At 73.6% G+C, this 14,681-nt stretch carries 11 protein-coding genes and 1 pseudogene; 1 reads left to right on the plus strand and 11 read right to left on the minus strand.

Going from position 1 to position 14,681, the window contains the following annotated elements:
• Positions 1–115: 115 nt before the first annotated feature.
• The 3 genes and pseudogenes from ABZY20_RS17410 to ABZY20_RS17420 form a co-directional block, all read right to left on the minus strand.
• Positions 116–1,657: pseudogene (locus ABZY20_RS17410) on the minus strand (PhoH family protein); the annotation flags it as partial.
• Positions 1,658–1,826: 169 nt separating this feature from the next.
• Entirely contained in the window at positions 1,827–2,966 is a 1,140-nt protein-coding gene (locus ABZY20_RS17415; RefSeq protein WP_356442395.1) for a PfkB family carbohydrate kinase, read from the minus strand.
• Between the two features lie 128 nt (positions 2,967–3,094).
• Positions 3,095–4,384 (minus strand): glucarate dehydratase family protein, encoded by a 1,290-nt coding sequence (locus ABZY20_RS17420; protein ID WP_356442396.1) that lies wholly within the window; start codon positions 4,382–4,384, stop codon positions 3,095–3,097.
• A 287-nt stretch (positions 4,385–4,671) separates the two neighbouring features.
• Here ABZY20_RS17420 and ABZY20_RS17425 point away from each other — a divergent pair, with 287 nt between their 5' ends.
• Complete coding sequence (locus ABZY20_RS17425) at positions 4,672–5,985, plus strand: MFS transporter (protein WP_356442397.1); 1,314 nt, start codon at positions 4,672–4,674, stop codon at positions 5,983–5,985.
• Positions 5,986–5,992: 7 nt separating this feature from the next.
• On the opposite strand, the gene ABZY20_RS17430 is transcribed toward ABZY20_RS17425, so the two are convergent.
• From ABZY20_RS17430 to ABZY20_RS17465, 8 genes are all read right to left on the minus strand, one after another.
• Complete coding sequence (locus ABZY20_RS17430; protein WP_356442398.1) at positions 5,993–6,985, minus strand: adenosine deaminase; 993 nt, start codon at positions 6,983–6,985, stop codon at positions 5,993–5,995.
• A gap of 20 nt (positions 6,986–7,005) precedes the next feature.
• Positions 7,006–7,911 carry a ribonuclease Z gene (locus ABZY20_RS17435; RefSeq protein ID WP_356442399.1) on the minus strand — a complete coding sequence of 302 codons (906 nt, stop codon included), beginning with the start codon at positions 7,909–7,911 and terminating at the stop codon, positions 7,006–7,008.
• A gap of 6 nt (positions 7,912–7,917) precedes the next feature.
• Positions 7,918–8,271, minus strand: coding sequence for a histidine triad nucleotide-binding protein (locus ABZY20_RS17440; RefSeq protein WP_356442400.1), 354 nt, complete (start codon positions 8,269–8,271; stop codon positions 7,918–7,920).
• Positions 8,272–8,393: 122 nt separating this feature from the next.
• Complete coding sequence (locus ABZY20_RS17445) at positions 8,394–11,579, minus strand: PDZ domain-containing protein (protein ID WP_356442551.1); 3,186 nt, start codon at positions 11,577–11,579, stop codon at positions 8,394–8,396.
• A gap of 90 nt (positions 11,580–11,669) precedes the next feature.
• Positions 11,670–12,230 (minus strand): hypothetical protein, encoded by a 561-nt coding sequence (locus ABZY20_RS17450; protein WP_356442401.1) that lies wholly within the window; start codon positions 12,228–12,230, stop codon positions 11,670–11,672.
• 49 nt (positions 12,231–12,279) lie between these two features.
• The gene (locus ABZY20_RS17455; RefSeq protein ID WP_356442402.1) at positions 12,280–12,672 is read right to left on the minus strand and encodes a VOC family protein; all 393 of its coding nucleotides are present in this window, start codon (positions 12,670–12,672) and stop codon (positions 12,280–12,282) included.
• Between the two features lie 27 nt (positions 12,673–12,699).
• Positions 12,700–13,440, minus strand: coding sequence for a 16S rRNA (uracil(1498)-N(3))-methyltransferase (locus ABZY20_RS17460; RefSeq protein WP_356442403.1), 741 nt, complete (start codon positions 13,438–13,440; stop codon positions 12,700–12,702).
• Positions 13,437–14,510 carry a nitronate monooxygenase gene (locus ABZY20_RS17465; RefSeq protein WP_356442404.1) on the minus strand — a complete coding sequence of 358 codons (1,074 nt, stop codon included), beginning with the start codon at positions 14,508–14,510 and terminating at the stop codon, positions 13,437–13,439. Before ABZY20_RS17465 ends, ABZY20_RS17460 begins: the two co-directional genes overlap by 4 nt.
• Positions 14,511–14,681: the final 171 nt, after the last annotated feature.

The raw sequence follows: 14,681 nt of genomic DNA on the forward strand, positions 1-14,681 counted from the left end.
GCTTGCGGGGGAGACGGAAGGGTTCGATGCCTTCGGGGAGGCGGATGTCGATGATGTGGGCGTCGTACCGGTACCCCGCCTCGCGCCCCTTCGCCAGACCGGGCTTGCGCCCCTCGGCGGCCCTGCGGCGGGTGTATGCCACACCGCCCAGGGACTGCACCAGGGCGATCACGTCGTCGCGCAGCAGGGCCGACGTCGTCGTGTACTGGATCCGGCAGGTGCGGTCCTTCTGCGCCACGGGGGCGCCGTCGGAGTCCAGCAGGCCCTGGAGGACCGCCAGCCGCACCTCGGCCGAGTTGTACAGGTAATCGTCCGGGACGAACTTGGAGTGGGAGCGAGTACGCAGCAGGTCCAGTTCGCGGAGAACACGCGTGACCGGGTTTTCCAGGGTGATCACGTCGCCCGGGGACTTGATCCGGTTGAGGACGTAGTCCGGTCCGCTCTTGTGCCGCACGGCGACACCGGGCAGCGAGGCCTCCAGAGCCTCGGCCAGTTCCGGATCGTCGGTTGCGAAGGAGGGAGTGGTGGAACCCGTGAGGCACCCGTCACCGAGCAGCAGTCCCAGCGCGTAGGGGTCCATGGGGACCTCTCGCTCCGGCAGACGAACCGGCGCGGTGAGCAGCGGCAGCTCGTACCGGCGAGCGTGGGCCGCCCGCAGATTGCCGATCATCTCCCGGGTCTCCAGGACCCTCCACGGCTTGTCGCGGCGCTTGTCGGCGGCCGTGCGGACCGTCCACAGGTGCTCGCCGCAGCACAGCGTCCACGAGCCGTCCTGGGCCGTGAGGCGGTAGATGTCCTTCTCGCCCTGCGGGTAGACGCCGAGGACCGGAGTCGGCTCGCCGTCCGAACCGACAACCAGGTCACCGACCTGGAGATCGCCGATGGGTCGCCAGCCGTCCGGTGTCAGGACGTTGGTGAAGACCGGCTGCGCACGGCCCCGCATATACGCCAGCGGCGCGACCTCGATCGTGCCCGCCGCCATCAGCCGTGGGATGGAGTCCGGGTCGAGCATGTCGTGCAGCGCGTCGTAGAGCGGGCGCAGGTAGGGGTCGATCTTCTCGTAGAGCGTGCCCGGGAGGAATCCGAGCCGCTCGCCGGCCTCGACCGCGGGGCGGGTCAGGATGATGCGGTTGACCTGCTTGGACTGCAGGGCCTGCACCGCCTTGGCCATCGCCAGGTACGTCTTGCCGGTACCCGCCGGGCCGATGCCGAAGACGACCGTGTGCTTGTCGATCGCGTCCACGTAGCGCTTCTGGTTGAGCGTCTTGGGGCGGATCGTGCGGCCTCGCGAGGACAGGATGTTCTGCGTGAGCACCTCGGCCGGGGTCTCCTGGCCGTCGCTCTCCCCGTTCTCGCTCGCCTTGAGCATGGCGATCGAGCGTTCCACTGCGTCCTCCGTCATCGGCTGCCCGGTGCGGAGCACCAGCATCATCTCATCGAACACGCGCGCGATGAGGGCGACGTCCTTCGGGTCGCCGACCGCGCTGATCTCGTTGCCCCGGACGTGGATGTCGGCCGCCGGGAAGGCCTTCTCGATCACACGCAGGAGGGAGTCGCCGGACCCCAGGACGGTGACCATGGGGTGCTGGGCGGGGACGGTGAACTGTGCTCTCGCCTGCTCCTGCGCGGGGGTGTGAGCTGTGGGTGTCTGAGTCATGGGCCGGCGCTGAAGGCCTGCGGTTCCTCCTCGTCACGGCCGCGTAGCTGAGGGCGGCCTCGCGATTCCCAGGGTACGACGGGGGAGTGACAACGCCGTAGGGGTTTTGGGTGCGGGGCCGGAAACGCCGTCCGGGGCACGGGAGGCGGCGCCGTGTGCGTGGGCCGGGTCACGCCGAGCGACGGAACCCGATCGTCGGGACGGCCCGCCGCAGCGGCCAGGGTCTGACCAGCTCCTCCTCCGGCACGAGCCCCGCGAGGAACCCGTACCGCCGCAGCGCCTGCGGCGACTGCCCCGCCACCGACTGCACCCGGCGCCACCAGGCCGCGATCTCCGACCAGCCCGGCGCCGACAGCGAGCCGCCGAACTCCTGCACCGACAGCGCGGCCGTCAGCCCCGCGAAGGCAAGCCGGTCGGCCAGCGGCCAGTCCGCCAGGGTCCCGGCGACGAACCCGGCGACGAACACGTCCCCGGCCCCGGTCGGATCGAGCGCCTCGACCTCGATCGCCGGCACCTCCGCCGTCTCCCCCGTGCGCCGGTCCACCGCGTACGCGCCGTCCGCCCCGAGGGTCACCACGGCCAGCGGCACGTACGCGGTCAGGGCGTGCGCGGCCTTTCGCGGGCAGTCCGTGCGCGTGTACCGCATGGCCTCCTCCGCGTTCGGCAGGAAGGCCTCGCAGTGCCGCAGGTCGGGCAGCGCGGCCAGGTCCCAGGCCCCGGTGTCGTCCCAGCCGACGTCGCCGAAGACCCGTGTGCCCTTGCCGGCGGCCTGCGCGATCCACGGGGCGCTCACGCCCGGGGCGAGGGAGGCGACGGCGGCCCGGGTGCGGGGCGGGCACTGCGGGGAGGGTTCCTCCGGGGGCGGTTCGTGGCCGTGCGAGACCATCGTGCGCTCGCCCTCGTAGGCCATGGAGACGGTCACCGGGGAGTGCCAGCCGGGCACCGTGCGCGACGGGGAGAGGTCGATGCCCTCACCGTGCTCCAGGGCGTCCCAGCAGTAGTCGCCGTAGTGGTCGTCGCCGAAGGCCGCCGCGAGGGAGGTGCGCAGGCCGAGCCGGGCCAGGGCGGTGGCCATGTTGGCGACGCCGCCGGGGCTCGACCCCATCCCGCGCGCCCAGGACTCGGTGCCGCGCACGGGGGCGGAGTCGAGCCCGGTGAAGACGATGTCGAGGAAGACGGTCCCGGTGAGGTAGACGTCCCAGGGCGGGTCCTCGGGCGTGCGCAGGGGGGCGAGGGGATCGACCTGGGCCTGACGGTGCGATCCCTTTCCGGCCGGGCCCTTTCCTGCCGGGGCGGTGGACGCGATCACGATGCGCTCCCTGACGTGGTGCGGACCAGGCCAGTCTGCACCACATCACCGACAACGTGACGCCGATCACGCGGCCCCCGGCCGTCCGCCGGCTCACGCCGGCCCCGCGCGCCCCTGTGCGCGTGCGGCTACCAGCGGGGCACCGGGGGCGTCACCCACTGCGGGTCGGCGATCCGCATGGCCGCCGCGTCGTCGCGGTCCCGCAGCGCCCCGTCGTCGTCCAGCCAGCGCCGGTGCAGCACGGCGAGCCGCTCGCGGTCGAGCTCGACGCCGAGCCCGGGGGTGTCCGGCACCGCGACCCGGCCGCCGGTGAAGGCGAGCCGCTCGGTCAGGACGTCCTCCGACTGCCAGGGGTAGTGGGTGTCGCAGGCGTGGTGGAGGTCCGGGACGGTGGCCGCCACGTGCGTCATCGCGGCGAGCGAGATGCCCAGGTGGGTGTTGGAGTGCATGGACACGCCGACACCGAAGGCGCGGCAGACGGCGGCGAGCTGCTGGGTGTTGCGCAGCCCGCCCCAGTAGTGGTGGTCGGACAGCACGACCTGCACGGCGCCGCGGGTGAACGCCTCCTCGATCTCGGCGAACGTGGTCACGCACATGTTGGTGGCGAGCGGCACTCCGGTCCGGGCGGCGACCTCGGCCATGCCCGGCGTGCCGAGGGTGGGGTCCTCGAGGTATTCGAGGAGGTCCCCGAGCTCCTCGGCCACCCGCAGCGAGGTCTCCACCGACCAGGCGCCGTTGGGGTCCAGCCGCAGCGGATGCCTGGGGAAGGCGTCCGCCAGCGCCCTGACGGCGGCGATCTCCTCGTCGGGCGGGAAGACGCCGCCCTTGAGCTTGAAGGAGGTGAAGCCGTACCGCCGCGTGAACCGCCGGGCCTGCTCCACCACGCCCGCCGGGTCGACGGCGGCGCCCCAGTCGTCCTGGCCGGCCGTCACGCCCCGGGGGTGGGCGGCCCACTTGTAGAACAGGTAGGCGCTGTACTCGACGGTGTCGCGCACCTTGCCGCCGAGCAGCGCGTGCACGGGCAGTCCGAGCGCCTTGCCGAGGGCGTCGAGGCAGGCGACCTCGAAGCCGGAGACGACGGACAGCCGCAGCTTGCCGGCCGTCTGGACACCGCGCAGCCCGCCCACGTCGACGGAAGTGTCCACGCGGGAGCCGTCCACGGCCACCTCGTCGGCGAGCGCGGCCAGCCCGTTCAGATCGCTGACCGGGCGTCCCTTCAGCCGCTCGGCCAGGGGCCGGGCCAGTTCCAGGTACTTCGTGTCGCCGTAGGTCTCCCCCACGCCCGTGATCCCGTCCGCCGTGACGACCTCCACGATCAGCCGGGGCGTGTACGGCTGGTGCACGCCCTGCGTGTTCAGCAGGGGCGGATCCGCGACCAGGATCGGGGTCAGCCGGACGTCGGTGACGGCGAGGTTCACAGGGCGGCTCCCGGTCCAGCGCTCACAGGCATCTCCTCACGGGGACGTGATCCACGTATGAGAATGGAGGTTGGGTATGCGAACGTCAACAGGGCAGGGCGGCCCGCGAAAAGCAATCTTCTACCCGACGCTCGCCGCATCAAACCCAACGTGCTCCAGATCACACCCTCCGGGCTCCCGTGCCCGACTACTTGCTTGATACAAATTGCCCGCGCGTTCCTGTCCGTCGACGGTCGTCGCCCCCTCCCCCTTTCTCGCCGCTCCTTTCGCATGCCCTGGGAACGCCCGTGTTCGCCCCCCGCACCACCCCCTGGCCCCTCGTCGCCCTTTTCACGGCCGGGTACCTCGCTCCGTATCTGCTGCCGACCACCGTCGGCCGGCTCGACTCGGACCTTCCGCTCTCCGCCACGCAGGCCGGTGCCGTCGGCAGTGCCCTGCTGCTGAGTTCGGCCGCCGCCGGATTCGCCCTGGCCTCCCGGGTCGAGCGGATCGGCGCCCGCACCCTCGCCCGGCTCGGCCTCGCCCTGGCCCTGCTCGGCTACGGCGGTGCCGCCCTGACGTCCGCCGTGCCCGCCGTCATCGCCGGCGCGATGGCCGGCGGGTTCGGCTCCGGCACGGCCACCACCGTCGCCGCCACGCTCATCGCGGCCCAGAAGGACCCCCACCGGGCCTCCACCGCCGGGCTGCTCACGGTCTCCGCCCTCGCGGGCGCCGTGTATCTGACGGTCCCGCACCTGGGCCCGGGGCACGGGCTGCCGCTGGCGGCGATCGCCCTCACCGCCCTGGCCGTCTGGCCGCTGACCGGCCGTCTCCCGGTCGGCACCCCGCCCGCGCCGGTGCGGCAGGGCAAGGCGCGGCTGCCCCACGCCCGTTCGGGGCTGGTGCTGGCCGCCGCCATGGTGTGCTGGTCGCTCGCCCAGAACTCCCTGTGGGGCGTGAGCGGCCGGATCGGGCTGGAGCAGGCCCACCTCGGGGAGGCCACCGTCGGTGCCGTCTTCGCCGTGGCGCTGGGCGCCGGACTGGCCGGTGTCCTAGCGGCCGGCGCCCTCGGAGCACGGCTGGGACGCGCGGTGCCGATCGGGGCGGGCACGGTCCTCATCGCCGGCTGCATCGTCCTCAGCGCGTCGGCGGACGACCTGGGCGGCTTCGCGGCCGGCGAGATCGCCTGGAACACGCTGTACCCGGTGGTGCTGTCGTACCTCATCGGGCTAGCCGCCTCGCTCGACCCGCGCGGGCGCTGGGCGGTGCTGGTCGGCTCGGCGTCCTCGCTGGGCACGGCCGCGGGGCCGCTGACCGGCAGTGTGCTGTCGGCGCAGGCCGGCTTCCCGGTCATGGGCCTGGTCCTCGGCGCCGGTCTGCTGGTGATCGCGCTGCCGATGACCGCCGTCGCCCTGCACACCGGCGGGCGCCCGCTGCTGCCCGGCGCCGTTCGCCGGCGCGGCGGCCACCCGGCCGCCCTGGTCGCCGCCGCCACGGGCACACCCACGGGCGCGGTTCCCGAGATCGGCGCACCGGAGCAGCACGTGGTGGAGATCCCCGTGGACACCCCGGCCGTCCCCGCCCAGCGTGCCTACGGCAAGGCGGGGTCGGAGGTCCTGTGAGGGCCCGCTAGGGGAAGGTGTACGCCTCGACCTCGGCGAGGTACCGCGCCCGCAGTTCCTCGTCGTCCTCCAGGAAGGAGGCGAGGAAGGAGTTGCGGGCCAGCTCGCGCAGCCGCTCCGGGTCCAGCCCGAGGGTCGCGCGCACGGCGTCGAAGTTGTCCCCGGCGTAGCCGCCGAAGTAGGCCGGGTCGTCGGAGTTGACCGTGCACAGCAGGCCCGCGTCGAGCATGGCGGGCAGCGGGTGGTCGGCGAGGGTGTCGACGGTGCGCAGCCGGACGTTGGACAGCGGGCACAGCGTCAGCGGCACCCGGTCGCGCACCAGCCGCTCCACCAGCGCCGGGTCCTCCATGCAGCGCAGCCCGTGGTCGACCCGCTCGACGCCGAGCACGTCCAGCGCCTCGGTGATGTACGCGGGCGGACCCTCCTCGCCCGCGTGGGCGACCCGGCGCAGGCCCAGCGCCGCGGCGGCCTCGTAGACCTCGCGGAACTTCGCCGGCGGGTGCCCGACCTCGGCCGAGTCGAGGCCGACGCCGGTGATGCGGTCCAGATGGGGCCGGGCCGCCTCCAGGGTCGCCAGGGCGGACTCGGCGGACTCGTCGCGCAGGAAGCACAGGATCAGCCGGGTGGAGACACCGTGGCGCGCCTCGCTGCTGCCCAGCGCCCGCCACAGTCCATCGACGACCGTGCCGAGCTCCACACCGCGGCCGGTGTGGGCCTGCGGGTCGAAGAAGATCTCCGCGTGCCGCACGCCCTGCGCGGCGGCCCGGGCCAGGTACTCGTTCGCCAGGTCCTCGAAGTCCCGCTCGGTACGCAGGACGGCCATGAGCTCGTAGTACAGGTTCAGGAACGACTGGAGATCCTCGAACCGGTACGCCTCGCGCAGCTCGTCCGTGTCGGCGTACGGCAGGGTGACGCCGTTGCGCGCGGCCAGCTCGAAGGCGAGCTCGGGTTCCAGGGTGCCTTCGATGTGAAGGTGCAGTTCGGCTTTGGGGATGGGCATCAATGCATCGTACGGGCGTTTCACCGACGCTTCGGAACCGGCACCCGCAGCAGGTCGTGCGCCACGGTGAGCTCGCCCTCGTACCCGGCGGCTCGGGCCTGCCGCTCGAACTCGTCCGGGTCCGTGTAACGCTGACTGAAGTGGGTGAGCACCAGGTGGCGCACGCCCGCGTCCCGGGCCACCCGGGCGGCCTGACCGGCGGTCAGATGCCCGTGCTCGACGGCGAGTTGCTCGTCCTCGTCGAGGAACGTCGACTCGATGACGAGAAGGTCACAGCCCTCGGCCAGCGCGTACACGCCGTCGCACAGGCGGGTGTCCATGACGAACGCGAACCGCTGCCCGCGCCGCAGCTCGCTGACGTTCTCCAGGGTGACCCCGCCGAGCGAGCCCTCGCGCTGGATCCGGCCCACGTCCGGGCCCTTCACCCCGTGCGCGGCGAGCCGATCGGGCAGCATGCGGCGGCCGTCGGGCTCGACGAGCCGGTAGCCGTACGACTCCACCGGGTGCGACAGCTTCCGGGCTTCCAGCGTGTAGCCGCCGGTGCGGGCGAGGGGCCCGTCGGCGTCGACCGGCGCCTCGGTGATGCCGACGGTCTCGCGGTAGGCGGTGGCGTACCGGAGCCGGTCGAAGAAGCGCTGCCCGGAGCGCGGGTAGTGGGCGGTGACCCGGTGCGGCACTCGGTCGAGGTTGATCCGCTGGATGACCCCGGCGAGACCGAGCGAGTGGTCGCCGTGGAAGTGCGTGACGCAGATCCGGTTCAGGTCGTGCGCGGCGACCCCGGCGCGCAGCATCTGGCGCTGCGTGCCCTCGCCGGGGTCGAACAGGATGCCCTCGCCGTCCCAGCGGAGCAGGTAGCCGTTGTGGTTGCGGTGGCGGGTCGGGACCTGGCTGGCGGTCCCGAGGACCACGAGTTCACGTACGGACACGGTGGATCACCCCGGCGGCCACTCGAGGCCGCGGCCGCCGAGGACGTGGGCGTGCACGTGCCAGACCGTCTGGCCGGCGCCGCTGCCGGTGTTGAAGACGAGGCGGAAGCTGTCCAGCTTCTCCTCGTCCGCGACGGCCTGGGCCTCGCTCAGCACGTCGGCGGTGAGCGCCGGGTCGGCGGCGGCCAGGGCGGCGGCGTCCCGGTAGTGCGCCTTGGGGATGACCAGGACGTGGGTGGGAGCCTGGGGGTTGATGTCGCGGAACGCGACGGTCGTCTCCGTCTCCCGCACGACGGTCGCCGGGATGGTGCCCGCGACGATCTTGCAGAAGAGGCAGTCGTCCTGGGGTTCCCCTGCCATGGTCCCTCCGGGGGTGAGCCGAACACGGTCTTGCCGGGCATCGTATCGTCGTCGGGTGCGGGTACGTCGTGGCTGGTCGCGCCCGGGCGGCGGGGCCGCGGAGCGACGCGGCCCCGCGCCTGCTAGGAAGTCGGCAGCGCCGGGGGCGTCTTGGCGGGACTGGCCTCCAGCGCCTCCAACGCGAGCCGGATCGCCTCGTCCAGCTGGGGGTCCCTGCCCGCCGCGTAATCCTGCGGGCGCTGCACGACCTCCACGTCCGGGTCCACACCGTGGTTCTCCACGCCCCAGCCGTAACCCTCCAGCCAGAAGGCGTACTTCGGCTGGGTGACCAGGGTGCCGTCGACCAGGCGGTAGCGGCTGTCGATGCCGATGACGCCGCCCCAGGTGCGGGTGCCGACCACCGGGCCGATGCCGAGGGCCTTGATCGCGGCGTTGACGATGTCGCCGTCGGAGCCGGAGAACTCGTTGGCGACGGCGACGACCGGGCCGCGCGGGGCGTCGCGCGGGTAGCTCTCGGCGCGCATGCCGCGGGGCAGGTCCCAGCCGACGACACGGCGGGCCAGTTTCTCCACGACGAGCTGGGAGGTGTGGCCGCCGCGGTTCTCGCGGACGTCGACGACCAGGCCCTCGCGGGCGACCTCCACGCGCAGATCGCGGTGGATCTGGGCCCAGCCGGGCGCCTGCATGTCGGGCACGTGCAGATAGCCGAGGCGGCCACCGGACCTCTCGTGGACGTGGGCGCGGCGGTCGGCGACCCAGGCGTGGTAGCGCAGGGGCTCCTCGTCGGCGAGCGGGACGACGACGGCGTGCCGGGGGTCGCCCCCGCCGGACGGGGAGACGGTCAGCTCCACCGGCTTGCCCGCCGTGCCGATCAGCAGCGGGCCGGGGCCGGTGACCGGGTCGACGGGCTGTCCCGCGACCGCGAGGATGGCGTCCCCGGGGCGTACGGCGACGCCGGGGGCGGCCAGCGGGCTGCGCGCCTCGGGGTCGGAGGTCTCGGAGGGCAGGATGCGGTCGACGCGCCAGCTGCCGTCCTCGTGGCGGGAGATGTCGGCGCCGAGCAGCCCTTGGCGGGCGCGGCCGCCGGGTCCGCCGCGCGGGGTGACGTAGGCGTGCGAGGTGCCGAGTTCGCCCTGGACCTCCCACAGCAGGTCGACGAGGTCGTCGTGGGTGGCGCAGCGCTCCACGACCGGGCGGTAGCGGTCGAGGACGCCGGTCCAGTCGACGCCGCTCATGTCCGGCCGCCAGAAGTGGTCGCGCATGATGCGGCCGTTCTCGTCGAACATCTGCCGCCACTCGGCGGCCGGGTCGACCAGCTGGCGGACGCGGCTCAGGTCGACGGTGATGTTGGAGTCGCTGTCGTCGTCGCCGGAGGCGCGCCGGTCGCTGGGGACGACCTTCAGCCGCCCGTCGGTCCACAGCAGCACCCGCTTGCCGTCGCCGCTGACCTCGAAGTGGTCGGCGTCCACGGCGAGATGCTCGACGCGCTGCTGCGCGAGGTCGTAGCGCTCCAGCTCGGTCTTCGGCTCGGGGTCGTCGGGGGTGGCCCGGGACGCGCCGAGCACGCCGGTGACCGGGTGGCGCAGCCACAGCACCCCGTCCTTGGCGGCGCGCAGGTTGGAGTAGCGGGCCGCCTCGACCGGGAAGGGCACGATTCGGTCGGCGAGGCCTTCGAGGTCGATGCGGGTGGTGGGGGTGCCCTCGCTGTCGGGGGTCTCCTCGCGGTCGGGCGTCTCGAAGGAACGGCCGTGCCGCTGCGGGCCGAACGGGGACGGGGTGGTCGCCGCGAGGGTGATCAGGTGCGGCCGGGCGCCCTCGACGAAGGCCAGATCGAAGACGTGCTCGTCGTAGACCGGGTCGAAGGAGCGGGTCGACAGGAACGCGAGGTGCTTGCCGTCCGCGGTGAAGGCGGGCGCGTAGTCCTGGAAGCGCAGCGGGGTCGCCTCGGTGACCGACAGGTCGGTGGTGTTGGCGAGCTTCAGCTGGGACAGCGGACGCGGGCCGGGGTGGGACCAGGCCAGCCAGGCCGAGTCGGGCGAGAAGACCAGGCCCGAGACGTCGCCGTCCTCGCTGCGGTCCACCTCGCGCACCTCGCCGGTCTCCCGCTCCACCAGCAGCAGGCGCCCGTCGTGCGAGGCGACGGCGGCGCGGCTGCCGTCGGGGGCCATGGCGAGGTCCAGCACCCGGCCGAGCTGCCCGGCGGCGAGCCGGCGCGGGGGCGCCCCCGGGGTGAGGCCGGTGGCGGGGGCGAACTCCAGGGCGTCGTCGCCCTCGGCGTCGGTCACCCACACCACCCACTCCTCGCCGTCGGCGCGGAAGGTGCGCGGCAGCCGGGCCCGGACGCCGGGGGTCGCGGCCAGGGCGCGGGCCGGGCCGGAGCGGTGGGTGACCCAGTGGACGGAGCCGCGCACGCAGACGGCGCTGCCGCGCGCGGTGTGGTCCGGGGACGCCGAGCCGAACCAGCGGGCGGCGTTCACCGGGAACGGCTGGAGGTCGGCGCGCTGGCCGCCCAGCCGCACGTCGAGCCGGCGCGGTTCGGCCCCGTCCAGGTCGTCGAGCGTCCACAGCTCACCGGCGCTGACGTAGACGACCCGGCTGCCGTCGGTCGCGGCGTGCCGGGCGTAGAAGCCTCCCCCACTCTCGGCTTCGCTCGAGCGGGAGGTGCCCCCAAGGGGGGTGTGCCGACGCAGGTCGGAGCCGTCGGCGAGGGAGGAGTAGAGCGCGCCGGTGCCCTCGTGGTCGGAGAGGAACGCGATCCGGTCGCCGACCCACAGCGGGTACTCGATGTTGCCGTCGAGGTCCTCGTGCAGCCGCACGAACTCCCCGTCGTCCCCGGGGTCGATCCACAACTTCCCGGCCGTGCCGCCCCGGTACCGCTTCCACCAGGCGGCCTCCCGCCCCATCGGCGCGGACAGCAGCACGGTGTGCGGCCCGAACGCGACGTCGCCGACGGGCCCGTACGGCAGGGTCGCGGCGGGGCCGCCGTCCAGCGGGACGGCACGCGCCCAGGTGCGGCGCAGGCTCGCCTGGCCCTGGGTGCTGATGGCCAGGACCTTTCCGTCCGGGGTCCAGCCGCGCACCTGGGTCCTCGAACTGCCCCAGTACGTCAGGCGCTTGGCGGGTCCGCCGTCGACCGGGGCGATGTGCACCTCGGGGGCGCCGTCACGGGTGGAGGTCCAGGCGACGGTGGTGCCGTCGGGTGAGATGCGGGGCTGGGTCACCGGCACGTTGTCGGCGCTGACCCGCCAGGCCCGGCCGCCGTCCAGCGGCGCGAGCCACACGTCGTCCTCGGCGGTGAAGGCGACCAGGTCGCCGTGCACATGAGGGAACCGGAGATAAGCAGGCGAAGTCACCTGATCACCCTATGCAGGGACGACGCCGCGCGGACAGGGTTCGGATCACTTGCCCTCGACAGGGCGGCAGTCCGGGTACCGGTCGCACCAGATGGTCTGGGTGACGGTCACGGTGACGGTGGGTCCGGGCCGGCCGTCGCCGGGTCCGCCGCCGCCCACGGGCGGCGGGCTGGTGGCGTTGCAGTCGCCGAGGCCGTCGACCTCGAACCAGACCTTGCCGTCCACCTTGGCGGTGAGCTTCCCGCGTACACAGGCGCCGTCCACGGCGTGGGTGACCCTGCCGTCGACGGTGATGTCCTTGCCGTCCTTGGTCTGCCCCCGGCAGTCGACGGCCGCGACGGTGCGCTCGCTCGCCGAGGGCGACGGCTTGGTGGCCTTGCCGTCGCTGTCGTAGGAGGCGGTGCAACTGAGCCAGCGCACACCGGCCTTCTGGCGGTCGAGCTCCTTGGTGACGACCTCGTCGGTGGTGTAGGCGACGGCCGCCGAGCTGATGCCGTCGCCCGGTTCGCAGGCGGCGGCGCCCGCGACGGCGACGACCGCGAACACGGTGGCGACCGCCACCCGCCGGCCGCGCGGCCCCGGCCGAACCCTCCTCAGAACCCCCATGGAGGGCAGCCTGCCACCCCCGTGGGCCGCGCGGTAGGGCGCAAAGTCGTCAGCCGCGCAGCAGCTGCCACTCCTGCAGTTCCACCAAGTTGCCCTCGGGGTCCTTGAGATGGGCGGCCCGCATGCGGTCGGTCATGACGGCCGGGCCGTGCAGGACCGTGGCGCCGCGCAGGGTGATCTCCTCGCAGTACGCGTTCAGCCGGTCCACCCGCAGCACGACCAGGGAACGGTGCCCGGTCGCCGCGTCGGCCAGTTCGTCGAGCACCTCGGCCATCGCCGCCCGGTCCTGCAGCGCGACCCCCGCGGAGCCCGCCGCGGGACTGAACTTCTCGTACGGCCCGTTGGCCGCCCCCGACTGCGGCTTGAGCCCGAGGACCTCGCCGTAGAAGCGGTAGCAGGCGGAGAAGTCGGACACGAGCAGACGTACCTGAGCGAGTTCCACGGTGCCTCCAGGGGGGTCAGGACGGGGTCAGGACCAGCGGCCGGTGCGAGCCAGGAGCACGGCCGCGGCCGCCGTCCCGGCAGTCGATGTGCGCAGCACGCTGTGCCCGAGGCGGTACGCCTCGGCCCCCGCTTCCCCGAACAGCGCCAGCTCCTGCGGCGCCACTCCCCCTTCGGGCCCCACGACCAGCACGATCTCGCCGGCCGACGGCAACTCGGCGGTCGCCAGGGGCGTTTCGCCGCTCTCGTGGAGGACGGCGGCGAAGTCGGCGTCCCTCAGCAGCGCGGCGACCTGCTTGGTCGTGGCCAGCCCCGCGACCTCCGGGAAGCGCACCCGGCGTGACTGCTTGCCGGCCTCCCGGGCGGTGGCCCGCCACTTGGCGAGCGCCTTCGCCCCGCGGTCGCCCTTCCACTGGGTGATGCAACGGGCCGCCGCCCACGGGACGACGGCGTCGACGCCGACCTCGGTCATGGTCTCGACGGCCAGTTCCCCGCGGTCGCCCTTGGGCAGCGCCTGGACGACGGTGACCCGCGGCTGCTCCGGCGGCTCCTCGCCGACCGAGTCCAGCTGGACGATCAGCCGGTCCTTGCCCTCGGTGCCGAGCACCACGCAGTCCGCCCAGCGGCCGGCGCCGTCCGTGAGCACGACGTCCTCACCGGGCTGCAGCCGCTTCACGGAGACGGCGTGCCGCCCCTCCGGCCCGTCCAGGACGTACCGTCCGCCGCCGCCCGCGTCGAAGTGCTCGACGACGAACACCGGCGCGGTCACCGCGCACCCCCGCCGGCCAGCACCGCGCGGGCCGTGGCGAGTTCGCCCGCGAGCACCTCCACCAGCTGCCCGGCGGGCAGCTCGCGCGCCATCCGGTGGCCCTGCCCGGCCCACAGCGCCATGGCCTGCGCGTCCCCCGCCTTGGCGGCGGCCTTGCGCAGCGGCGCGGTGAGGTGGTGCAGCTCGGGATAGGCGGCGGGCGCGTAGGGCCCGTGCTCCCGCAGGAACCGGTTGACCAGGCCCCGCGCGGGCCGCCCCGAGAACGCCCGGGTCAGCTCCGTCCGTACGAACAGGGGGTTGGTCAGCGCCTGCTTGTGCAGGGCGTGCGCTCCCGACTCGTGCGTGGCGAGGAACGCGGTGCCCAGCTGGGCCGCGCTGGCGCCCGCGGCGAGCACGGCGGCGATCTGGCCGCCGCGCATGATGCCGCCCGCGGCGACGATCGGGATGCCGACGGCCTCGCGCACCTGGGCGACCAGCGACAGCAGGCCCAGTCCGGAGCCGTCCGTCTCGGGGACGTCGCGGTGCGTGCCCTGGTGGCCGCCCGCCTCGACGCCCTGCGCGATGACCGCGTCCGCACCCGCCCGCTCGACGGCCCTGGCCTCGTCGGGGGTGGTCGCGGCGGCCAGCACGAAGGTGCCGACGCGGTGCAGGGCGTCGACGACCTCACGGCTCGGGACGCCGAAGTGGAAGGACACCACCGGTACGGGGTTGTCGCGCAGCACCACGAGTTTCGCCTCGAAGCCGTCGTCGCGGCCGCTCTCCGGATCACCGAGCTCGGTCTCGTACCAGGTGGCCTCGCCGGCGAGCTGGTGGGCGTAGACGTCGACGGCGGCGGGGTCGGCGTACTCCGGCTGGGGCAGGAAGACGTTGATGCCGAAGGGCCTGCTGGTGAGGCTCCGGAGCTGCTTGATCTCCTGGTACATCCCGTCGGCGGTCTTGTAACCGGCGGCGAGGAAACCGAGCCCGCCCGCCTCGCACACGGCGGCCGCGAGCTGCGGCACCGAAACGCCGCCCGCCATGGGGGCCTGCACGATCGGGAGAGGGAAGAGATCGGTCAGTGCGGAGGACATGACGGCATGTTGTCACGTCCTCCGAACAAGTCCGAATCCGGCCTGCGGGTGGCATAGACCAGAGGAAACGTGCGCCTCCTCTTGCCCGCGGAAGGCCCGCGGCCACCCGCGGGCCGCCCTCCGTCAGCGCCCGTTGAACGCGTCCTTCAAGCGCGGGAACAACCCCTGCTG

This window comes from Streptomyces sp. NPDC006624 (assembly GCF_040611555.1).
In the GTDB taxonomy this organism is placed as follows: domain Bacteria; phylum Actinomycetota; class Actinomycetes; order Streptomycetales; family Streptomycetaceae; genus Streptomyces.

What these genes read in the sequence shown, in the direction of transcription:
- ABZY20_RS17440 (WP_356442400.1), bottom strand. Translation starts at nt 8,271, where the DNA reads ATGGCAGGGGAACCCCAGGACGACTGCCTCTTCTGCAAGATCGTCGCG.
- ABZY20_RS17465 (WP_356442404.1), bottom strand. Translation starts at nt 14,510, where the DNA reads ATGTCCTCCGCACTGACCGATCTCTTCCCTCTCCCGATCGTGCAGGCC.
- ABZY20_RS17430 (WP_356442398.1), bottom strand. Translation starts at nt 6,985, where the DNA reads ATGCCCATCCCCAAAGCCGAACTGCACCTTCACATCGAAGGCACCCTG.
- ABZY20_RS17450 (WP_356442401.1), bottom strand. Translation starts at nt 12,230, where the DNA reads ATGGGGGTTCTGAGGAGGGTTCGGCCGGGGCCGCGCGGCCGGCGGGTG.